This is a genomic window from Nocardia sp. NPDC003963 (genome assembly GCF_053605105.1).
Window position 1 is genome coordinate 1,219,003 of sequence record NZ_JBSGIP010000001.1, and the last position, 20,639, is coordinate 1,239,641.

At 67.7% G+C, this 20,639-nt stretch carries 23 protein-coding genes and 1 pseudogene; 11 read left to right on the forward strand and 13 right to left on the reverse strand.

Features of this window, described 5'->3' with window-relative positions; all coding sequences use genetic code 11:
- Window positions 1–17 precede the first annotated feature (17 nt).
- The 3 genes from ACWEWT_RS05590 (at window position 18) to ACWEWT_RS05600 (ending at window position 2,730) form a co-directional block, all read left to right on the forward strand.
- A complete protein-coding gene (locus ACWEWT_RS05590) occupies window positions 18–806 on the forward strand; it encodes an MHYT domain-containing protein (RefSeq protein ID WP_452556487.1) in 789 nt (262 codons plus the stop codon).
- Window positions 807–1,409: 603 nt separating this feature from the next.
- Entirely contained in the window at window positions 1,410–2,120 is a 711-nt protein-coding gene (locus ACWEWT_RS05595) for an SDR family NAD(P)-dependent oxidoreductase (protein ID WP_452556488.1), read from the forward strand.
- A 52-nt stretch (window positions 2,121–2,172) separates the two neighbouring features.
- The gene (locus ACWEWT_RS05600; RefSeq protein ID WP_452556490.1) at window positions 2,173–2,730 is read left to right on the forward strand and encodes a TetR/AcrR family transcriptional regulator; all 558 of its coding nucleotides are present in this window, start codon (window positions 2,173–2,175) and stop codon (window positions 2,728–2,730) included.
- Between the two features lie 106 nt (window positions 2,731–2,836).
- Here the strand turns inward: ACWEWT_RS05600 and ACWEWT_RS05605 are convergent, their stop codons facing one another.
- From ACWEWT_RS05605 to ACWEWT_RS05615, 3 genes are all read right to left on the reverse strand, one after another.
- On the reverse strand, window positions 2,837–2,992 hold the full coding sequence (locus ACWEWT_RS05605; protein WP_452556492.1) for a hypothetical protein: 156 nt from the start codon (window positions 2,990–2,992) through the stop codon (window positions 2,837–2,839).
- Between the two features lie 49 nt (window positions 2,993–3,041).
- On the reverse strand, window positions 3,042–3,458 hold the full coding sequence (locus ACWEWT_RS05610) for a hypothetical protein (protein WP_452556494.1): 417 nt from the start codon (window positions 3,456–3,458) through the stop codon (window positions 3,042–3,044).
- A 133-nt stretch (window positions 3,459–3,591) separates the two neighbouring features.
- Window positions 3,592–4,731: an alpha/beta hydrolase family protein gene (locus ACWEWT_RS05615; protein WP_452556496.1), complete on the reverse strand. Its 1,140-nt coding sequence runs from the start codon at window positions 4,729–4,731 to the stop codon at window positions 3,592–3,594.
- 306 nt (window positions 4,732–5,037) lie between these two features.
- Between ACWEWT_RS05615 and ACWEWT_RS05620 the strand changes: the two genes are divergently transcribed.
- Complete coding sequence (locus ACWEWT_RS05620) at window positions 5,038–5,823, forward strand: SDR family oxidoreductase (protein WP_452556498.1); 786 nt, start codon at window positions 5,038–5,040, stop codon at window positions 5,821–5,823.
- A gap of 137 nt (window positions 5,824–5,960) precedes the next feature.
- Here the strand turns inward: ACWEWT_RS05620 and ACWEWT_RS05625 are convergent.
- A pseudogene (locus ACWEWT_RS05625) lies at window positions 5,961–6,110 on the reverse strand (zinc ribbon domain-containing protein); the annotation flags it as partial.
- Window positions 6,111–6,288: 178 nt separating this feature from the next.
- Window positions 6,289–7,170 carry a MetQ/NlpA family ABC transporter substrate-binding protein gene (locus tag ACWEWT_RS05630; protein WP_452556500.1) on the reverse strand — a complete coding sequence of 294 codons (882 nt, stop codon included), beginning with the start codon at window positions 7,168–7,170 and terminating at the stop codon, window positions 6,289–6,291.
- 133 nt (window positions 7,171–7,303) lie between these two features.
- Here ACWEWT_RS05630 and ACWEWT_RS05635 point away from each other — a divergent pair, with 133 nt between their 5' ends.
- The 3 genes from ACWEWT_RS05635 to ACWEWT_RS05645 are packed head-to-tail and all read left to right on the forward strand — an operon-like array spanning window position 7,304 to window position 9,875.
- Window positions 7,304–8,176 (forward strand): MetQ/NlpA family ABC transporter substrate-binding protein, encoded by an 873-nt coding sequence (locus tag ACWEWT_RS05635; protein ID WP_452556502.1) that lies wholly within the window; start codon window positions 7,304–7,306, stop codon window positions 8,174–8,176.
- A complete protein-coding gene (locus ACWEWT_RS05640) occupies window positions 8,173–9,201 on the forward strand; it encodes a methionine ABC transporter ATP-binding protein (RefSeq protein WP_452556504.1) in 1,029 nt (342 codons plus the stop codon). Before ACWEWT_RS05635 ends, ACWEWT_RS05640 begins: the two co-directional genes overlap by 4 nt.
- Before the next feature lie 11 nt (window positions 9,202–9,212).
- Window positions 9,213–9,875, forward strand: coding sequence for a methionine ABC transporter permease (locus ACWEWT_RS05645; protein WP_452556506.1), 663 nt, complete (start codon window positions 9,213–9,215; stop codon window positions 9,873–9,875).
- A gap of 15 nt (window positions 9,876–9,890) precedes the next feature.
- On the opposite strand, the gene ACWEWT_RS05650 is transcribed toward ACWEWT_RS05645, so the two are convergent.
- Window positions 9,891–10,418, reverse strand: a complete 528-nt coding sequence (locus ACWEWT_RS05650; protein ID WP_452556508.1) for an AAA family ATPase — start codon at window positions 10,416–10,418, stop codon at window positions 9,891–9,893.
- Between the two features lie 143 nt (window positions 10,419–10,561).
- Here ACWEWT_RS05650 and ACWEWT_RS05655 point away from each other — a divergent pair, with 143 nt between their 5' ends.
- The gene (locus ACWEWT_RS05655) at window positions 10,562–11,632 is read left to right on the forward strand and encodes a class I SAM-dependent methyltransferase (protein WP_452556510.1); all 1,071 of its coding nucleotides are present in this window, start codon (window positions 10,562–10,564) and stop codon (window positions 11,630–11,632) included.
- Window positions 11,633–11,666: 34 nt separating this feature from the next.
- Here the strand turns inward: ACWEWT_RS05655 and ACWEWT_RS05660 are convergent, their stop codons facing one another.
- Window positions 11,667–12,086, reverse strand: a complete 420-nt coding sequence (locus ACWEWT_RS05660) for an ATP-binding protein (RefSeq protein WP_452556512.1) — start codon at window positions 12,084–12,086, stop codon at window positions 11,667–11,669.
- A 385-nt stretch (window positions 12,087–12,471) separates the two neighbouring features.
- On the opposite strand from ACWEWT_RS05660, the gene ACWEWT_RS05665 reads away from it, so the two are divergent.
- The gene (locus ACWEWT_RS05665; RefSeq protein ID WP_452556514.1) at window positions 12,472–12,840 is read left to right on the forward strand and encodes an STAS domain-containing protein; all 369 of its coding nucleotides are present in this window, start codon (window positions 12,472–12,474) and stop codon (window positions 12,838–12,840) included.
- Between the two features lie 18 nt (window positions 12,841–12,858).
- Here ACWEWT_RS05665 and ACWEWT_RS05670 read toward each other — a convergent pair whose 3' ends face one another.
- The 3 genes from ACWEWT_RS05670 to ACWEWT_RS05680 form a co-directional block, all read right to left on the reverse strand.
- Window positions 12,859–13,302, reverse strand: coding sequence for a response regulator (locus ACWEWT_RS05670; protein ID WP_452556516.1), 444 nt, complete (start codon window positions 13,300–13,302; stop codon window positions 12,859–12,861).
- Entirely contained in the window at window positions 13,299–14,861 is a 1,563-nt protein-coding gene (locus tag ACWEWT_RS05675; RefSeq protein WP_452557681.1) for a sensor histidine kinase, read from the reverse strand. Before ACWEWT_RS05675 ends, ACWEWT_RS05670 begins: the two co-directional genes overlap by 4 nt.
- A 68-nt stretch (window positions 14,862–14,929) precedes the next feature.
- A complete protein-coding gene (locus ACWEWT_RS05680; protein ID WP_452556518.1) occupies window positions 14,930–16,171 on the reverse strand; it encodes a PP2C family protein-serine/threonine phosphatase in 1,242 nt (413 codons plus the stop codon).
- A 409-nt stretch (window positions 16,172–16,580) separates the two neighbouring features.
- Between ACWEWT_RS05680 and ACWEWT_RS05685 the strand changes: the two genes are divergently transcribed.
- Window positions 16,581–17,072 carry a beta-class carbonic anhydrase gene (locus tag ACWEWT_RS05685; RefSeq protein WP_452556520.1) on the forward strand — a complete coding sequence of 164 codons (492 nt, stop codon included), beginning with the start codon at window positions 16,581–16,583 and terminating at the stop codon, window positions 17,070–17,072.
- Between the two features lie 57 nt (window positions 17,073–17,129).
- On the opposite strand, the gene ACWEWT_RS05690 is transcribed toward ACWEWT_RS05685, so the two are convergent.
- Together ACWEWT_RS05690 and ACWEWT_RS05695 are read right to left on the reverse strand one after the other, a co-directional pair.
- Window positions 17,130–18,050: a DUF5995 family protein gene (locus tag ACWEWT_RS05690; RefSeq protein WP_452556522.1), complete on the reverse strand. Its 921-nt coding sequence runs from the start codon at window positions 18,048–18,050 to the stop codon at window positions 17,130–17,132.
- Window positions 18,051–18,236: 186 nt separating this feature from the next.
- Window positions 18,237–19,211, reverse strand: coding sequence for a GlxA family transcriptional regulator (locus ACWEWT_RS05695; RefSeq protein ID WP_452556524.1), 975 nt, complete (start codon window positions 19,209–19,211; stop codon window positions 18,237–18,239).
- 71 nt (window positions 19,212–19,282) lie between these two features.
- Here ACWEWT_RS05695 and ACWEWT_RS05700 point away from each other — a divergent pair, with 71 nt between their 5' ends.
- Window positions 19,283–19,633, forward strand: a complete 351-nt coding sequence (locus ACWEWT_RS05700; protein ID WP_452556526.1) for a cupin domain-containing protein — start codon at window positions 19,283–19,285, stop codon at window positions 19,631–19,633.
- A gap of 13 nt (window positions 19,634–19,646) precedes the next feature.
- On the opposite strand, the gene ACWEWT_RS05705 is transcribed toward ACWEWT_RS05700, so the two are convergent.
- Window positions 19,647–20,528: an LLM class flavin-dependent oxidoreductase gene (locus ACWEWT_RS05705; RefSeq protein ID WP_452556528.1), complete on the reverse strand. Its 882-nt coding sequence runs from the start codon at window positions 20,526–20,528 to the stop codon at window positions 19,647–19,649.
- Window positions 20,529–20,639 lie beyond the last annotated feature (111 nt).

Below are 20,639 nucleotides of genomic sequence, written 5' to 3' on the forward strand. Positions count from 1 at the left end.
TCCCGGCGGAACGTTGGATGGACATGCTTCACCTCGAACACTTTGCGTTCGGCTGGTTAACGCCCGCCCTCGCCTACTTCCTCTCGGCCACCGGTTGCGCCATCGGACTACAGTGCACCAGACAGGCACGCTACGGCAGGCGCCGAGCGGTCTGGCTGACCCTGGCCGCGATCACGGTCGGCGGCACCGGTATCTGGGTCATGCATTTCGTGGCGATGCTCGGCTTTTCCATCGACGGCGCCCAGATACGCTTCGATGTACCGCTCACCCTGTTGAGCGCGGCCATCGCGATCGGTGTGGTCGGTCTCGGCCTGTCCCTGGTGACCACACCGAAGTCCGGTATCCCGGCACTGCTGACCGGTGGCGCGATCACCGGGCTCGGTATCGGAGCGATGCACTTCACCGGCATGTACGCGATGCGCACCGACGTCCATATCGAATACGACCCTGCCCGCGTGGCACTCTCGCTGGTGATCGCCACCGTCGCGGCCACCGCCACCCTCTGGTTCAGCATGCGGTCCTGGGGCCTGCTGTCCACCCTGGCCGCGGCCCTCGTCATGGCCGCGGCGGTGGCGACGATGCATTACACCGGCATGTCCGCCATGCACGCGCATTCCGTACCCGATGCCGCTCCCCCGGAAGGTGCCGAACCGCTACAGGTACTGGGCCCACTGCTCGGCGCCATCAGTGTCGTCACCGTAGTGCTGCTGATCGGAGTGAGCATGGCACTGACGAATCCGCACGGGGCCGCCGGCGCCCCGGTCGTCGCCGGCACCCGGGAGCAGGAACGGCGGCCGGTCCGCTGACCGGGCACACCTATTGATCTGCCCGAGAGCCGATTTCGGCGAGCAGAAAGCGCAGTTGTGCCGCCGCATAGCGGTCGGTTATGGGGAGCTGGCCCGCTCCGCCACCGCGGAAGACCCTTTCCACGAACGCGAAATCCGATACCGCAAGCTCGCGGTCCAGTTCCAATGATCCGCGTAGGCACGAGGAGCACGTCGGTGGAATCACGATATTTCGCAGGAATCATCCCCAGGTAGTTCGCGGGAGCTCCCCCGCCGCGGTCGCCGGCCGGCCGGCCGATCGGCGAATGTTCCTGACTTCCGGGTAAGCCGGACACCGCTCCTCCCGGTTCGATATCGCCGGAGCGTTCGCCGATCGTCGCGCACGATCCGACTCGACGGGGCAGTAGTGACCACTCGGACGCGGACCCTGCCCGCCGGTTCCCGATTCCGCCTCTGATCGTCACCGGCGCGCTCGGATAACCGGTGATCGCGCCGGCGATATCGCCCGCAGCGGTATACGGGGACGCCTCCGCCATATCCCCCATCGGTCAAGTCGAGGCCCCCCTCGAATTCATGTTACGCTCGAAATCGAGGGGGGCCTCGACTTAAATAGAAGGGAACACGATGTCCGCCAAGGGAACGGCCGTGATCGTCGGCGCCGGACCGGGTCTGGGAATGTCCATGGCCCGCCGCTTCGGTGGCGACGGGTATCGAGTAGCGCTGCTGTCGCGTAGCGACACCCGGCTGGACGAATTCCGGCGCGAGCTGGCCGGGGACGGAATCGACGCCGAGACCTATCCGGTAGATGTCACCGATCGGCTCCGGTTGCGCTCGGCGCTCGGCCGAATCGGCAGCGGCGATATCGGTCTGGTCTATTACGGCCCCGGCCCGGTCCAGCATCCGATGCCTATCACCGAGGTGGATTCGACAACCGCCGAGGCGGCGTTCTCCTGGGTCTGGCCCGCAGTCGATGTCGTGAACGCGGTACTTCCCGGAATGCGGGCCCGGGGCCGGGGTGGCCTGCTCTTCGCGGGTGGACTCTCCAGCGTGCGGCCGATGCCTGCTCTCGGCCAGCTCGCGCTGGCCGCCGCGGCGCTGCGGAACTATGCGATCACGCTGCACGCGGCACTCGCCGAGGACGGCTTGTACGCGGGCACCCTCACTATCGGCGGCGTCGTGGAGCGCGGCGATATCCACGCGTTGATCAGCGCCGATACCGCACGTTACGGCTCGCTCGCGGGCCATACCCTGAATCCCGACCGGATCGCCGACACCGCGTGGGATATGGTCCGGAGCCGCGATCGAGCCGAAGAGGTTTTCGACGTGTTCGACTGAGCGCGGTCCCGGATGAAGTCGAGGAGATCCTCGATTTTGTACTATGGCGTCTGTGTCCAAACCCCTGCGCCGCGATGCCGCCCGCAACCGGGAAAAGGTACTGACGGCGGCCGCCGCGGTGTTCACCGAGCAGGGACTGAGCGGATCCCTGGAAGAGGTGGCGCGCCGGGCAGGCGTCGGTATCGGTACGGTGTACAACCATTTCCCGAATCGAGACGCGCTGATCGACGCCTTGCTTCCGGCACGAGTGGCGGCACTCGACGAGCTGGCCGCGGCCTCGGACGCCGAACCGGACCCTTGGCGCGCGTGCTCCGGATTCGTATCCCAGCTGCTCGACAGGATGACCGCAGACCGAGGACTCCTGGAAGCGATCACCGGCGACCACCCGGCAGCCGAGCACCTCGTCGAGGCATGTCACCGGAGCATGGCCCAGCTGTCGCGATTGCTCGAACGGGCCCGCACGGCCGGAGTGCTGCGCCGGGAGGTCACCGACAACGATGTCGTGCATCTGATCTGGGGGCTATCGCTACTGGGCGAAGCAGCGGGGCCCGAGGCGGCCGTCCGCTGCCTGACTCTGGCCTTCGACGGGCTGCGGGCCGGGAGCGCTTGAATCCGCGAACCGGTTCGCGCCCTCTACGAACGACCACGGCGGTGCCGGTGGTCCGCGAAGGGGCACCCGCACCGCCGTGGCCGTCAGCGGTCTGTAGTGGACGGCGTCAGTAATAGTGCCGCCGACCGGCGACGGGGCGACCCACCGAGCCGGCGATGGCCAGCACCGCGCCGACGACGAGCAGGACGAGTCCGATGGTGGTGAGCACACCGATACCGAGCAGGTAACCGATGATGAGCAGAACGAGTCCGAGAACGATCATGACATTGACTTCCTGATTCGAGATCCGAAATCCGGGCAGCCGCCCGTGATTACTTGGCCGCCGCCGCGTCCCTGTTCGGTTTGCGCAGCAATTTGCTCATCGACCAGGCCGGAGCTTTCGGTCCGGCGGGTGCCGGTGCCGGCTTCTTCGCCGGCGCCTTGGTATTGGCGAGATCCCGCTGAACCGCGGCGATCTCCTTGCGCGACTGCCGGAGTTCACGACGCGTCGCCGCGCCCTTGCGAGTGGAACGCCACGCGCCCGCCGAGACGAGACCGACGCCTACCCCACCGACCACACCGACAGCGATGCCGATGAGGAACAGTTCGCCGGTGGTACCGGCGAAGTGGTAGTCGAAGACCGAGAAGTCACTGGTCAGCCGATTGACATCACTGGTATTGGCCGCGACGCCGGCGACACCGGCGGCAACCGCCGCGACGGCGATCACGAGCCCGAGAACAACGATCATGGCAATTCCCAAGGGGTAGAGGGACGTTATGCTCCCGCTATTCCCGGTCGATGCGATGTCAAACGCCGCACGGCCGATATCCGCCGAACGGATCCACCGAATACGCTGCGCCGGTGCCCGTTCCGGCCGGAGTTCAGGCGAACAGGTCGCGCACGAACGGCACTGAATCGGGCAGCGAATCGTTGACCGCTCCGTCGTGGTCGGTGGGGTACACCTTCAGTGTCACCGGCTGCCGGTTCGCCGCCAGCACTGCGGCGAAGCGCAAGGTCTCCGGGGTGAGCACATCGGTATCGAGCAGCCCCTGCCCGAGGAACAGCGGTTCGGCGTAGCCGGATTCCGGCAGCCCCAGATAACGGGTGAGCAGCCCGCGCAGGTCCGGTATATCCGCCAGCGGGCGAGTGAAGAGCTCACCGATCACCACACCATCGGCCACCAGCGCCTCGCCGAGCGGGGACAGACATTCGGTGCGTGCCCGTTCCAGCCAGTACCGGCCGGAATCGGTCAGCAGTGCTTCGATATCCAGTCCGGGATAGCTGGTGCGCAGACCGTTCAGCAGATACAGCGCGTAGCCCGTGGTGTGCGCGCCGAGTTTCACCGGCGGCACGCCGGGCCCCATCAGCGCGAGAACATTCTCGATGTAGGCGGGGACACCGGTCGCGACCGCACCTCGGTAGTCCAGATCCGGACCGCCGAATTCGGTGGCGTACCGAGCGGTGGTCACCGCGGCGCCGCCGCCCTGGGATTGCCCGACCACGACCCATTTGTTCGACAGCGCCGGATAATGCCCGGACGCGGCGCGCACCGCGTCGACGATATTGTGCGCCTCCACGACTCCGTTGAGATACGGATGCTCACCGGGAGTACCCAGTCCGGCATAGTCGGCGGCAACGATCGCGTAGCCCTGTTCCAGCCATTTTCCCAGGTAGGCCCAGTCCCGTTCGACCGCACCGGGGCCCGCCACACTGTAGGCGCAGGAATCGCCCAGACCGACCGTGCCGTGTGCCCACGCGATGACCGGCCAGCCACCGGCCGGTGGCGCGCCGGGAGGGAAGTACACCGCCGCACTGGCGAGGGCAGGCTGCCCACCTACCGTCGTGCTCGTGTAGAGCATCCGCTCGCCGTCCACCGATCCGGGGAGCACGGCCGGCGCGGCCAATGGTTCGACGGATTGGACGAGGCCGGTCCCCGGATCCGCGGACGCGTACCCGCCCGGCAGACCGGCGACCGCCGCCGCGAACAGCGCGGTGACCGCGGCGGTACGTAGTTTCCGCATGGTGTTCCTTTCGCCGGATCGGGCACCGGTGCCGCCCCCGGCGGTGCGCTGACAGTCTTGCAGCTGGACGGACGACCAGCCACCTCGGCAGGCCGGGAGACACCACCACGATCGGACCGCGCACGGGCACCGGGTCCCGCGGAGGTTCGGGCCGGGCGGGTACGCGACGTTCGCGGATGTCGAGATTCAGTGCAGTAATGGCCTTTCGAATCCGCGGCGCCGTGCGGGACCGCAGGGCCGGAAACCGCGGGCGTACGGTGCTGGTACGCCCGGCCGCTAGGCCGGGCCCCGACGGAAGAAGGTGTCATGTCCTCGCATACGGGGTTCGCCGGGCGAACCTATGTCGTCACCGGTTCGGCCTCCGGTATCGGCGCCGCGGCTACGACGTTGCTCCGGGAACGCGGGGCCACGGTGATCGGATGCGACCTGGCCGACGCCGATATCCGGGCCGACCTGTCCCGGCCCGCCGGGCGGCGGACACTGGTCGACCAGGTGAGCGGGCCCGTCGACGGCGTGCTCGCGGTGGCCGGGGGCGGTACCACCGGCCTGCTCGAGACCAACTATTTCGGGGCGGTGGCCACCCTGGAGGGTCTGCGCCCGCTGCTCGCGCAGAGCCCGGCGCCGCGCGCGGTGGCAGTGTCCTCGACCTCCTCGCTGGCCCCGGCCGACGAGCGCATCGTGGCGGCCTGCCTCGACGGCGACGAAGCGGCCGCGGTGTCCTACCTCGAAGCAGATCCCGACGCGGGAGGTCTCACCGGCGGCTACGGAATCGCCAAGCGAGCCCTCAACCGCTGGGTGCGGCGGACGGCTCCGACCGCCGCCTGGGCCGGCGCCGGTATCGCGCTCAATGCCGTGGCGCCGGGAGTGGTCGATACCCCGGCCGCCGCCTGGATCTTCGCCGACGACGAGGTACGGAGAACAGTCGAGGCCTCCTCTCCACAACCGTTGGGCGGATTCCCGGGACGCCCCGAGTGGATCGCCGAACTCCTCTGCTGGCTGACCGGGGTGGACAACCGCTTCGTCACCGGCCAGATCATCTTCGCCGACGGCGGCACCGAAGCCGCGGCGATCGGCGATCGGCACTGGCTTTGACGTCCTCCCCGCCGTGACCGACGGGGATTCCTCCTGAACCTTGCGGTTCTCCGGTGGGTTCCTGTTCCACGGGGACTTGCCTTCCGCTGGGCGGCAGGACTTACGGTCCCTCCGTAGGCGTTCAGCCTGTCCGCCCGTCCGGCCGCCAAGATGTTCTTCGCGGCATTGAGATCCCGGTCGTGGGTCACACCACACGTGCACGTCCACTCCCTGGCATGCAACGGTTTCTTCTCGCCGATCGCCCCGCATACCGAACACATGCGTGTCGACGGGAAGAATCGGTCCACCTTGCCGAAGGCGCCTTGACTCGATCGGCTGAGCCCTTCTCCTTGCGGAACAACGCTTTCTGCGCTCTCCGCAACAGCAGCAACGTCCGGTTCAGGGCACGCTCGGGGCTCGGCGGCCCTCCCGCGTCCGCCTTCACCACCCGGCTGAAGCCCGGCGCACTAGCGGACATTCGGTAGCTCAGCGCGGACCGGAACGGCCGCGGAAGGTGGCTTCCAGTTCGGCGAGCGTGGCCCGCAGCTCGGCCGGATCGTTGCGCTTGAAGATCCCGTCGTATCCGGATTCGGCCCGGATCGCTGCTTCCACGGCCGGGTCGTGATAGAGCTCGGCCAGCGCCAGCAGTGTCGGATCGTCCTTGTCCTCGTCGCGAGCGGCGAAGATATTGATGTACTGGGTCAACTCCGGACGCTGCGGATCGTCGGTGTAGACGACATCGTCGGCGGTGAGACCGGCCGGGACGGCGAAGGTATCGTCCACGAATGCGGCGGCCACACTGTCCAGGGACTGCGCGGTCAGGGCGGGGTCGATCGTGGTGAGCCGGACCCGCGAGGCGGCGGTGTCGACATCTTCGATTCGCGAATCCCAGCTCGGACCGTTTTTCAGGACGATCAGTCCCGCGGCGGCCAGCCCCAGTAGCGGCCGCACGTGATTGGCCGGGTTGTTGCTCAGCGTGATCTCGCCGCCGCGCGGGATTTCGGCGACCGAATCGTATTTCTTCGAGTAGAGGGTCAGCGGGAAGATCTCGGTGGCGCCGATCGGGGTCAGATTGTCGTTGTCGGCCACGTTGTAGTTGGCGAGATAGCGCACGTGCTGGAATTTGTTGAGGTCGATCCGGCCCTGCGACAGGGCCGGATTCGGCTGGTTGTAATCGGAGAAATTCACGAATTCCACGGCGATACCACGTTCGGCGGCCTTCTCCCGGTACACCTCCCAGTGCGGCAGCGCCAGATCGTTCACCCCGATCCGGACCACATCCGGATCACGACTCGCACCACAGGCCGGCAGCAGGGCGGCCAGCGCGAGCAGGACCGGAACGACGACGAAACGACGCAGACCTCGCATTGTGCGCAAACTAGGCGGTCGTGTACCGCCGCGGCCAGAATTTGGTTCAGCCCAATCGCAACCGTTGCCGCCCCGCCCGCACCGCCGCTTGGATGGTCGAGTCCACACGGTCACGATCATTCGGGAGCAGGCGTTGAAATTCCCTCGGGTACTGGCGATCCCAGCGTTGGCAATCGCTGCCGCGCTCGCCCTCAGCGGCTGCGGCGGCAGTGATTCCGGCTCGGACGGCGTAGTACGGATCGGTACCACCGAAAGCGACCGGGCATGGGACGTGTTCGAGCAGAAAGCCCAGGACGCGGGTATCACGCTGCAGATCACGAACTATTCCGACTACTCACAACCCAATATCGCCCTTTCCCAGGGACAGATCGATATCAATCTCTTCCAGCACCTCCAATTCCTCGGCGAATACAATGTCGCCGACAATGCCGATCTGACCCCGATCGGCGCCACCCAGATCGTGCCGCTCGGCCTGTACTCGAAGAAACACAGAACTGTGGCCGATATCCCCGCCGGCGGTGAGATCGCGATTCCCAACGACCCCTCCAACCAGGCGCGGGCGCTGTTCGTCCTGAAAGCCGCGGGACTGGTGACACTGTCCTCGGATACCCTGGCGCCCTCCCCCGCCGATATCGATCGGGCCGCGTCCAAGGTGAAGGTGACTCCGGTCGACGCCGCGCAGACCGCGCTGTCCCTGGCATCGGTGGACGGTTCCATCATCAACAACACCTTCCTGGAGCGGGCCGGTATCGACCCTCTGACAGCGCTGTTCAAGGACGATCCGTCCAGTCCGGGCGCCGAACCGTACATCAACACCTTCGTCGTCCGCGCCGAGGACAAAGCCGACCCGACCTATCAGCGGCTGGTGGAGATCTGGCACGATCCCGAGGTCCAGCAGGCGGTAGCCGAATCGTCCAAGGGCACCTCGGTGGAGGTCCGGCGCAGTGGTCCCGATCTCGAACCCATTCTGCAGCGGGTGCAGCAGACGATCCGCGACGGACAGTGACCGGTACATCGACCGGGCCGGATACCTCGGTTCCCGCGGTGGAATTCCGTTCGGTGACCAAGATATTCCGAACGGGTAAGCACGAAGAGCGAGCGCTGTCCGGTATCGATCTACGGATCGAAAAAGGCGAGATCTTCGGGGTGATCGGCTACTCGGGCGCGGGTAAGAGCACCCTCGTCCGGCTCATCAACGCGCTCGAGAAGCCCACCAGCGGGACCATCGAGATCTCCGGCACCCCGATCACGGGTGTGCCGGAGGCCGGGGTGCGGCGGATACGCCGCGATATCGGTATGGTCTTCCAGCAGTTCAATCTCTTCCGCTCGCGGACGGCGGCCGGAAATATCGAGTACCCACTGAAGGTCGCGGGCTGGCCGCGGGCGAAACGTAAGGAGCGGCTGGCCGAGCTGCTGGATTTCGTCGGACTGTCCGATAAGGCCCGCAGCTACCCGGATCAGTTGTCGGGTGGGCAGAAACAACGCGTCGGAATCGCACGGGCCCTGGCCACCTCGCCGTCCTTGTTGCTGGCGGACGAGGCCACCTCGGCCCTGGACCCGGAGACGACCGGTGAGGTGCTGCGCCTGCTCCGCAAGATCAACGCGGAGCTGGGTGTGACCATCGTGGTGATCACCCACGAGATGGATGTCATCCGGGCCGTGGCGGACCGGGTCGCGGTCCTGGCCGAGGGCCGGATCGTGGAGCTGGCGAACACCTTCGATGTTTTCGCGGCACCGCGTTCGGCGCCCACCCGGTCGTTCGTCGATACCGTGCTGCACAACCGCCCGGCGCCCGGAGAACTCCGCCGCCTCGGCGAACTCCACCGCGGCCGGCTGGTGACCGTCGATATCGACGACGCCCGGGGTATCGGGCCCGCGCTCTCGACCGCCGCCCACGCCGGGGTGGGTTTCGAGGTGGTGTACGGCGGGGTGAGCACTCTGCAGGACAAGACTTTCGGCAGTATCACCCTCGCGCTCGACGGCCCCGACGAGGCCGTCGAGAAGGTGATCGCCGAACTGGACCGACGGTAGCGAGGACCGATATGGACACCGACTGGGACAAGCTGCGACCGATTCTCACCGAGGCCGTCGGCACCACCATCTATCTCGTCCTGCTCACCTTCATGGTGGGCGGGATCATCGGGCTGTTCCTGGGCACGGCGCTCTACACCACCCGTAAGGGCGGGCTGCTGGCCAACAGCCCGATCAATTGGCTGCTCAATGTGCTGGTCAATATTGTGCGCCCGATCCCGTTCATCATCCTGCTGGCCGCGCTGGGCCCGATCACCCTCGAGGTGGTGGGCACCACCATCGGCACCGACGCGGCGGCTTTCGTCATGATCGTGGCCGCGTCCTTCGGCATCGCCCGCATCGTCGAACAGAACCTGGTCACCGTCGACCCCGGTGTGATCGAAGCGGCGCGCGCGATGGGCGCGGGACCACTCCGGATCATCCTCACCCTGCTCGTTCCCGAGGCGCTGGGCCCGCTGATCCTCGGGTACACCTTCATCATCATCGCCATCGTGGACATGTCCGCGATGGCGGGCACGGTCGGTGGCGGCGGGCTCGGCGATTTCGCCCTGGTGTACGGGTATCAGCGGTTCGACTGGGAGGTCACGCTGGTGGCGACACTCCTCATCGTCGCCGGTGTGCAGGCCGTCCAGTTCCTCGGCAACTGGACCGCGCGCAAAGTACTGCGCCGCTGACCGCCGGTCCGGCCCTCAGCGGCGGACCGGCCGCGCGCGGTCCAGTATCGCCGCCACGGTCTCGTCGACGGTGAGGTCCGACGTGTCGAGCCACAGACCCAGTCGCGGTGTCGTATCGCGGAGCACGGTATCGAGCGCGGAAACCGTGAACGCCCCGTAGGCATTCTTGTCGCGGCCCGCTTCGCGCGCGGCGACGGTCACGGACCGCGGGGCCAGGACCACGACGTACAGCGGATCGGTTCGTATCTGTTCGACAGTCCACGGCAGGAATTCACCGAGCACGACATCCTGCAGGACAGAATCGAAACCGGCGCGAGCGTATTCGTCGGCGGCCGCCGCGGCCAGCCGATGACGCATCCGTAACTGCTCCAGCGCCGCCGGAGCGGGGTCCGCGCTCATCTCCGCACGACCGTTGACCACGAATCTCCGGAAGGTGTCGCCCCGCACATGCGCCGAGCGCGGTAACCGCTCGGCGAGCGCCTGCGCGACCGTCGACTTACCCGCGGCCTGGATACCGGTGATCATGAAAACGGAGCCCGACATATCGCCAGCATGGCAGAGCGCGGGTTCCGTACGCGACGTGATTTTGTGGTATCCGGCCAACGGCGACCGGTTCACCGACGACACGCTTCGGCGCGGACCGGCGGTTCGACCGCAGCGCGGACCCTACCGGGAATAGTTGCCGTATGGACGCGGACAGGGATACCGCAGCGGCGGCCGACCGGGTTCTCCATGCTGCGCTCGGCACAGTCGATCTGTTGTCGATATTCGTGGGAGATCGGCTCGGCTGGTATCGCAGCCTCGCTGACGAGGGCCCGGCGACGGCCGCACAACTGGCCGAACGCACCGCCACCCACCCCCGGTACGCCCGGGAATGGCTGGAACAGCAGGCGGTCACCGGACTGCTCCTCGTACAGCGCGACGGTGCCGCCGACGAGCGGGTTTTCGCGATACCGGACGCCGTCGCCGAGGTACTCACCGATGAGCACAGCGTCGACTATCTGGCCCCTGTCGCGCGGTTGTTCGGCGCGACCGGTCCGGCACTACCGCAACTGCTCGCGGCGTATCGGACCGGGGGCGGAGTGGGCTGGGACGAGTTGGGGGACGATGCGCGCGAGGGTCAGGCCGACGGAACCCGGCCCTGGTACGAACACCGGCTCGCCGCTGCCCTGGCGGGAGTCCCCGCGGTGGATATGCTGTTACGCGCCCCGGGCGCCCGGATCCTCGATATCGGATGCGGGGCAGGGTGGTCGGCGATCGCGCTGGCGCGGGCCTACCCGGCGGCGCGGGTACGCGGTGTCGATATCGACGCACCCTCGGTCAGAGCAGCGCGACACAACGCCATCACCGCGGACGTCGCGCAGCGCTGTGAGTTCACGGCGGCCGACGCCGCACAGCTACCGGAGGGAAGCTTCGATATCGCCTTCGCCTTCGAATGCGTGCACGATATGCCCCGCCCGGTCGACGTGCTGGCGGCCGTCCGGCGCGCATTACGACCCGGCGCCCCGCTGGTGGTGATGGACGAGGCGGTGGCCGACGAGTTCGCCCCGGACGGCGACGCCGTGGAGCGGCTGATGTACGGCTTCAGCCTGTTCATCTGCCTGCCGGACGGGATGTCCAGCCGGCCCAGCGCGGGCACCGGCACAGTGATGCGGCAGCAGACCCTGCGGGAGTACGCGTTCGCCGCCGGATTCACCTCGGTCGAGGTCCTGCCGATCGACGGCTTCGGTTTCTGGCGTTTCTACCGCCTGGGCTGAATCGCCGCGGATCGGCCGGGCCGGCGGGACACGCTCACCGTGTGGACGGGATACGCATTTCGACGGTTGTCCCGCGGGCGGTGATGGTGACCTCCACCTGCGGGATCAACGCCCGGATGATGGCCATACCGCGCCCGCGGACCTGGTCCGGGCCGGGGTCGGGGTTCTTCCAGCGACCGTGATCGGCGACGGTTATCCGCAGGCCGGTGGCCTCACGGGCGAACCGCAACCGGATCGTGCCACCGTCACCCCGGTGGCCGTGCTCGATCGCGTTGGCGCATGCCTCCCCCACTGCCAGCAGGACGTCGTAGGCCTGATACTCGTCGAGCGGGCACTGCGCCAGCCATTTCTGTGTCCGGTGCCTGACCTCGGCCAACCGGTCGGCTTTCGCCGGGAACTGTAACTCCCATCGGGTCGGCGGACAGTCCAGCCCGGGTGGGTGGGTTGTCGTCACCTCATCGCCTCCTGTAGGTCTCGCCGGACGGACGGCGTAGGCGGTACCGGGTCCGTGGCGTTCGGCTTTCTGTCCAGTCGGTTCATGTGTTCACTGCTAGCCATACCCATTCGTTCCCGGCGCATTCGACCGAGCGTCGTAGACACTTCCGGGGACCGGTGTTGCGGGACGACCGGTGTGGATCACGCCCGGTGGTCGCCTTCGATCCGGCTCAAACGTGGCGCAGATTACGAACTCCGGCGAGTGGATCCGTAGCGATGACTACGTTTTCCCGATCGGGTAGATTCTCTGCGGAGATCGACCCCGGCCCCGGTCGCGTGACACGCGGCGGGGCCTCGATACTGCAGAGGTGAGAAGTGGCGAATTGCGAGCCGGAGGATCCGCGATGAGTGGCGAGAGCACACCCCGCCTGCTCGACGTAGCGGTGCGCACGGAGAACGGGACCGCGATCGTCACTGTGCAGGGCGAGGTGGATATGGCGTCGGCACCCCAGCTGCAGACTGCCCTCCAAGACGCCCAGCGGGGCGGGAATCAACTGATCGTGGACATGTCGGCAGTCGGCTTCCTCGGGTCGGCCGGTTTGAGTGTGCTGCTCGTGGTCTCCGAGGCCGCCGATCCCGAGGCCGGGCTGCGCGTGGTCGTCTCCGACGCCGTCCGGCGTCCGGTCGAGCTCACCGGTCTGGACAAACTGCTGTCGGTGCACGAATCGCTGGCGGCGGCCCTCGCCGCGGGCACCGGTTCTTCGGCATCGTGAGCCGCGGCTGCCCCGCGGTTACCGGGCGCGGGGCAGCCGGACCACCTGGACGAAGAAATCGTCGATCTGCTTGATCGCCGCCACGAACTGGTCGAGGTCGACCGGTTTGGTGACATAGGCGTTGGCGTGCAGTTTGTAGCTGCGCAGGATGTCCTCCTCGGCAGCGGAGGTGGTCAGTACGACCACCGGGATATGCGACAGGTCGGGGTCGGCCTTGATCTTCTCCAGTACCTGTCGGCCGTCGTATTTCGGGAGATTGAGGTCGAGCAGGATGAGATCGGGCCGCGGCGCGTCCGCGTAGGGGCCGACGCGGTACAGGAAATCCAGCGCCTCCTGGCCGTCGTGCGCGACGTGCAGGGTGTTCCCTATCTTGTTGTCCTCGAACGCCTCCCGGGTCATCAGCTCGTCACCCGGATCGTCCTCGACGAGCAGGATATCGATCGGCTGGCCGGGTACGGTCATAGATTTCCTCCTTGGGGGACGGGTGCGGCCGGGGCCGCGGCATCGAGGTCGGCCCCGAGCGCGGGCTCGGCGATACGGAGGGTGAAGTAGATCCGGGTCCCCTCCGCGTTCTCGGTATCGAGCCAGATGGTGCCGCCGTGGTATTCGACGATCTTCTTGCAGACTGCCAGACCGATACCGGTACCGCTGTACTCGTCCCGGGCGTGCAACCGCTGGAAGATCACGAAAACCTTTTCCGCGAATTCGGGGGCGACACCGATGCCGTTGTCGGTCACCGAGAACAGGCGGACCGCCGGATCGTCGGCGACCGCATCCACCTCGACCCGGATGACCGGAGCACGGTCGGGACAGCGGAATTTGACCGCGTTGCTGAGAAGGTTCTGCCACAGCATGGTCAGCAGAATCGGCTCGCCCATGACCTCGGGGAGTTCGTCCGGCCGCTCCACCACCGCGTCGGCCTCTTCGAGCCCGGCCGACAGGTTGCTCAGTGCCCGGTCCAGCGGTTCATCGAGCAGAACCGGCTGTGTCCCCTCACTGACCCGGCCCACCCGGGAGAAGGTCAGCAGATCGTTGATGAGCACCTGCATCCGCTTGGCACCGTCGACGGCGAAGTCGATGTACTGCTTACCGCGATCGTCGAGCTGGGAACCGTAGCGTTTCTCCAGCAGCTGGCAGAAGGAGGCGACCTTGCGCAGCGGTTCCTGCAGATCGTGCGAGGCGACGTAGGCGAACTGTTCCAGTTCGGCATTGGAACGGCGTAGTTCGTCGGCCTGCAGGTCCAGTTCCGCCTTCTGCTGCCGCAGCAGGGTGCCCTGCGACCGCGAAGAGCCCAGTTCGGCGACGATCCGTGTGCGCATATCCTCGACCGCTTCGGCGACCTGGACGATATCGGCGGGCCCGCGGCTGTCGATGTGATGGTCGAACTCCCCGTCGGCCACCCGCAGCGACGATTCGGTGAGTGCGGCCAGCGGGTGGACGACCAGCCTGCGCAGCAGGACGGTCAGCACGATTCCGGTCAGCAGGAAGGCGACGACCATACCGGCCAGCACCACATCACGAACGGTGCGCGCATGCGCCAGCGCCCGGTTGTCCTCCGCGACCGCGGCGGCCAGCCGGTCGTTCTGCACGGTGAACAGCACGCGCAACTCGTCGAAGAGATCCTTGGCCCGGACCACTGTTCGCGCGGCCAGGGTCCGCGCCTGCTCGGGCGACGTGGTCGCGGCGAGCGGACCGGCGTACTCGGTGCGCCACTGCTGGGCACCGCGTTCGATCGCGTCGAGATCGGCGGCCAGGTCCGGCCGGTCGGACAGCAGTTCACGCAGCCGGGCCGCCGCGCCGTCCTGGTCCCGGGTGCCCTGGACATACGGTTCGAGGAACTGCGGATCGGCGGCGATCGCGTAACCGCGCAACCCGGTCTCCTGGTTGATCAGCGCGCTCTGCAACCGGTATGCCTCCGCGGCGGCGGGCAAAGTCTGCCGGGCCAGCCGGTCGGTGACCTCGCCGGTATTGGCGATCACCTGCGCACCGGCCACCGCACCGATCAGGACCACCAGGATCATCGACCCGAAGACCAGCTGGAACCATGCCTGCGCGGTCAGCCGCCCGACCACCCGGGAATCGGCGTTCGTCACGGAAGTTCACCCTTTCGACCGTCGTTCCAGCACATGTAGAGAATGGCCAGATCGTCGTCCAGACCACCTGCCGCGCTCGCGAGTTCTTCGACGCGGCCGATCAGATCGTCGACGAACACGCCGGGACGGGCCGCGGGGACCGATCTGGCGACGTCCAGCAGACCGGCTTCGCCGAGCCGGCCGCCGTCACGGCCGACCCGGCCTTCGAAGAGGCCGTCGGTGAACAGCACCAGCCCGGCACCCGGGGCCAATTCGATCTCGGCCGCCGGCCATTCGGCCCGGCCCGGCATGAATCCGAGTGCCGCCCCACCGGCGACCTCGAGCCAGCACAGCTCGCCGGCGCGGTGGTGCAGCATGCCGGGATGCCCGGCACGGCGCACCACGACCCGCTTCGTGGACGGATCCAGGGTCAGGCTGGTCGCGGTGGCGAAGGTCAGCCGGTCGGCGCGTTCGGCCAGCAGGACCTGCTCCAGCAATTGCAGTTGCCGCGACCCGGTCACCCCGGTGAGCACCAGTGTGCGCCAGGCCAATCGCAACGCGACACCGGTGGCGGCCGCATCGGGTCCGTGTCCGGACACATCACCGATGATGGCGTGCACGATCCTGTCGGGACCCTGGACGACATCGTAGAAATCGCCACCGAGCAGTGAATGGGCGCGACCCGGCCGGTAGCGGGCGACCACATCCACCACCCGGTCGGCGCCGAGCAACGGAGTCGGTAGCAGGCCGCGTTCCAGACGCGAATTCTCCTGGGCCCGCATCTGACTGGCCTGCAGTGCCGCACTGGTACGTTCGGCTTGTTTACGCTGGATCGCGTACCGCACGGCACGGGCGAACAGGTCCGGTTCGACCCGGCCCTTGACCAGATAGTCCTGGGCGCCGGAGGCCAGGGCCGCCAGCCCCGTACCTTCTTCGTCGAGCCCGGTCATCACCACCACGGCGACCCGATCGTTGTGCGCGCGGATACGGGCCACCGCTTCCAGGCCCTGGGCATCGGGTAGGCGCAGGTCGAGCAGTACACAGTCGGGTACCTCGACGGCGAGCCGCGCACCCGCCTCGGCCAGCGTGCGTACCCATTCCAGCCGCATACCGTGTTCGGCGTCGGCAACCAGTTCCTCGACGAGCAACGCGTCTCCGGGATCGTCTTCGACCAGCAGGACCAAGGGTTCCCGTTCGAACCAGCCCGTACCGTCGGCCGGACCGGAATCGGCCCCGGAAAGGTCACCGCGCACGGTCACCGCCGAACTCGGCAGCAGGCATCGACACCCCGGCCTCCGATCACACAGGAAACAGCGGCGACACAGCGCACGCTCACTGACTCAGCGGCCGGTTGCTGGACCGAGAGGCGAAGATGATCTTAACGGATGGCCGCGCGCGACGGTGAGCGGGAGGTGGACGGGGATTCGTACCGGCCACCTCGGGATCCCGGTTGTGCAGCCGGAGCGGGCGTGCGGCGCGGTGGGCGGGCCCGGCACCGGTCGCCACGTACGGTGAGTACCTCACTGCGCTCGGCACGACGCATACAATTCGCGACACGCCAGGGTTCGACTCTGCCCGGTTCTATCGGTCGTGATCGCGGACGACAGCTTGGGAATGTGGATGCGGACATTCGCATATCGAGACGTCGACGAACGGAGGTCGGTACGTATGACAGTGACCGATGACTATCTGGCCAACAACGCACGCTACGCGGAGCAGTTCGGCGGCCCGCTGCCCCTACCGCCCAGCAAGCACGTCGCGGTGGTCGCCTGTATGGACGCGCGGCTCGATGTCTACCGCATCCTCGGTCTGGCGGAGGGCGAAGCACATGTCATCCGCAATGCGGGCGGTGTAGTGACCGATGACGAGATCCGTTCGCTGGCGATCAGTCAGCGACTGCTGGGCACCACCGAGATCATCCTGATCCACCACACCGATTGCGGGATGCTCACCTTCACCGACGACGATTTCAAACGCGGCATCCAGGACGAAACCGGGATCAAACCGGCCTGGTCCGCCGAGGCGTTCCCCGATCTGGACGAAGATGTACGGCAGTCTCTCCGGCGTATCGAGGCCAGCCCGTTCGTCACCGCGACCTCGTCGCTGCGCGGTTTCGTCTTCGATATCGCCACCGGCAGGCTCGCGGAAGTCGTGGTCTGATCGGTCGCGACTCAGGCCGTGCCCGGTCGCCGGACAGCGGTGACCGGGCACGGCCGTTCACAGCGCGCCGTTCGCCGCCAGCACCTCGAAGGCGGCGTCGGCACTGCGCCACAACACATCCATCTCCGCGCGGACAGCCGGTTCCGCCGCCGGATCCTGCAGGGCCAGACCGTTACCGAAGATCACCACATTGGCCCCCAGATCGGCCAGCCGCAGCAGCGGGCCGGTCGCCACGCCCGCGCCGAGCACGGCGTCGAGGCCCTCCCCGAAGAAATAGAACCGCCACAGCGGGCCCAGATCGCCGCCGTATATCTCCTTCGTCAGATCGACGATGAGCGAACCGTGTCCCGCGATCGCGTCCACGATCCGGAAGTGGTCCGCCGCGTTGGCGGGGGTGGCATGCGTCGCGGCGACGGCATTGGACAGGTCGACGCTGAGATGGGCGTTGTAACCCGCCATCGCCACCCGGGCGGCGGACAGCTCACAGCGATGCGCGAGCCGGAAATAGTGATCCCACTGCGGTTCGGTGGGCGCCCCGGTGAACTCCGCGTGCACATTGTGCAGGAACCGCAACAGCAGATCCAGGCTGATGCGGTGCGCCCACTCGGGGTCGTCGAAGGCGCTCGGGTCCCGTTGCAACGGCATCACCGCCGCCTGTTCGACGGCGTCGAGCCCCAGGGCGAGCAGCCCACGCCGATCCCGATGTGCCACCAGGATCTCGGTGATCCGCCGATGCTGTCCGACCGCGCGCTCGAGCCGGTCCAGCGCAGATCCGGCGCTTTCGTCACTCAGCGACGAGGTCTCGGAGAGGTCGGCGACCTCGGCCAGCTCCGTGGCCGACAGCGGTGTGCCGCAGGCGGTATCGAGCTCCGATGCCGCCGCGCGCACCGGTACGACCAGCCCGGATACGACAATCAGGAAACTGGACGCGAGGACGAGGACGAGATGATTCGACCGCACGAGGCGTTCGCTGGTCATACCTGTTTTCGCTTTCACTCGACCGAGGAAGGACGACCGGGCCGTGCAATCCGACTACCGGCGATGAAGACGGAACGGCAGCGCTCACGCGAGCCGCCCCTGCCGGGCGCGGCAACAGCCTAGTGCAGCCGTGGCCCGGACTCGTTCTCCCGCCGGTGGAATCGGCCGGTCGAGGTAGGTCTCGCGTCAGCCGCGGAAGGCGCGCCGGTAGGCCGCCGGGGTGGTGCCCAGGAGCGTATGGAACCGGCGGCGCAGGTTCGTGGCGGAGGTGAGTCCGACCCGGGTGGCGATCGCCTCGACCGGGAGATCGGTCTCCTCGAGGAGCCGGCGGGCCGCGGTGACCCGCTGGGTGAGCAGCCAGCGGCCCGGTGTGGTGCCGAGCTGCTCCTCGAACCGGCGGGCCAGGGTCCGCGACGAGACACCCACCCGGGCGGCCAGATCCGCCAGGGTGATCGGCCGGTCGAGATGGGCGATACTCCAGTGCAGCAGGGCGGCGATGGACTCGCCGGTGGTGTGCGTGGTGATCGGCGCCGGGACGAACTGGGCCTGGCCGCCTTCCCGATGTGGTGGCATCACCATATGCCGAGCGAGCTGGGCGGCATAGGACGCGCCGTGATCGGTACGGACCAGATGCAGGCACAGATCGATACCGGCGCCCGCACCCGCGCTGGTGGCGATATCACCGTGATCGACGTACAGCACACCGGGCTCGACGCGCACCCGGGGGAAACGGGCCCGCAGCTCGTCGGTCCGCGCCCAATGCGTGGTCGCGCTCCGCCCGTCCAGCAGGCCGGTCTGCGCGAGTGCGAAGGCCCCCGAGCAGATGGAGACGAGGCGGGTGCCCCGTTCGGCGGCGCCGCGCAGTGCCCGCAGCAGCGCCGGTGACAGTTGCGCCGTGAACGGCAGCCAGCCGGGGACGACGATCGTATCCGCGGTATCGAGAGCCTCGAGGCCGGCGCTCACCTGCATCGTGTATCCGGCGGTGGTCGCCACCTCGCCCGGATGTTCGGTGCAGACCACGAAGTCGTAACGCCCGGGCAGCCCCTCGCGCGGTGTACCGAAAACCTCCACCACACAACCGAGTTCGAACGGTGCCTGAGGCGGCGTAACAAGGGCGGCGACCCGATGCCGCCCGTCCGGGGCGGCCCACGCGACGGTCATGGCAGAAAAGTACCTCAGAATGACTTTCCTGACACTGGCAGGGCCGGGTCATGGATCGGCAAGCTGAGTCCATGACCGCCACCCCGCATCCCGAGAACGGGCCGACCATGCCCGGTTATGCCTGGTCGAGCACATCCGACGCACCTGCACGGGACCTGTTCCCCGGTATCCGGCTGCGTTCGCTCTGGTCCGGCGCCGACGGCGCCTCGGCGCATGTTCTGGAAATGGAACCCGGCAGCCGATGGGAGGGTGTGGATGTGCACCGGCCCGGACCGGAGGAGGTCTTCGTGGTTTCCGGCACCTTCCACGACGGTGTCCGCGACTATCCGGCCGGATCCTTCATCCACGCACCGGCCGGATCCTGGCATGTGCCGCAGAGCGCGACCGGCTGCGTGCTGTTCGTCTTCTATCCCGAAGGCTGACCGGCCGCGACGTTCAGCGGGACGCGATCAACTCCAGCGTCTCCTCCAGCACACGGAGCTCCACCGCGCTCGGCACCAGGATGAACTCGTCCAATCCGGCGGCCTCCGCGGCGTCGAGGGTGCGATGCAGTGCCGCGGCGTCGGAGGTCTTCATCGAGGCGGCCGCTCCCACGGCCGCCTCGGTACCGAGGAAACCCAGGTACTCCGCCGTGAAATCGCGCAGTACCCGGTCGGGCTCCGCAACCCCGAGTGCGTAGAAACATCCGCTCACCAGGCGCGGCGTATCCCGGCCGGCCTCGGACCAGGCGCGTCGCGCGGCCGTGGCGGACCATTCGATCTCGGCCGGCACTCCACCCACACTGAATGCGACGACCCCGTCGGCCCACCGCGCGGCGCGGGCGAGCGATTTCGGGCCGAGCGCACCGGCGAGTACGGGCGGACCGCCGGGCTGGACACACGGCGGTCCGATCGGATGTCCGCCGTCCGTCGCGGGCCCACCCGCCCACAGTGCGCGCAATTCGCCCACCGCGCGATCGAGCCGGTCGTGCCGGCGCCCGAAACCCGCGGCGAGACTGCGGTAGTCGTCGCCGCGGCCGCCGACCCCGACACCCAGCGTGAAGCGACCGCCGGACAGCACATCCAGCGTCGCCGCCTGTTTCGCGACCAATGCCACCGGATGCGCCGGCAGCACGGACAGGTTCGCGATGATGCGCACCCGTTCGGTGACCGCGGCGGCAGCGGCGAGAGTCGTCCACATCTCGGGATTGTGGAACGCCATGCGCTCTCCGCACGAAATGCTGGAGACCGGCCCCTGCTCGGCCAGACGGCACCAATCGACAGTGGCCGCCCGGTCGTAGCCCCGGCACATGGTGGGTAGTGCGATCCCGATATCCATCGCCCCAGCATCGGGCACACGCCGGCCTATCGCAAGAACGTGTTCTAGTTCGCTGCCCCGCGGGAGTGGCTACACCGCGCGCGGACGGCAGCGGTATGCCGTCGGGCAGAG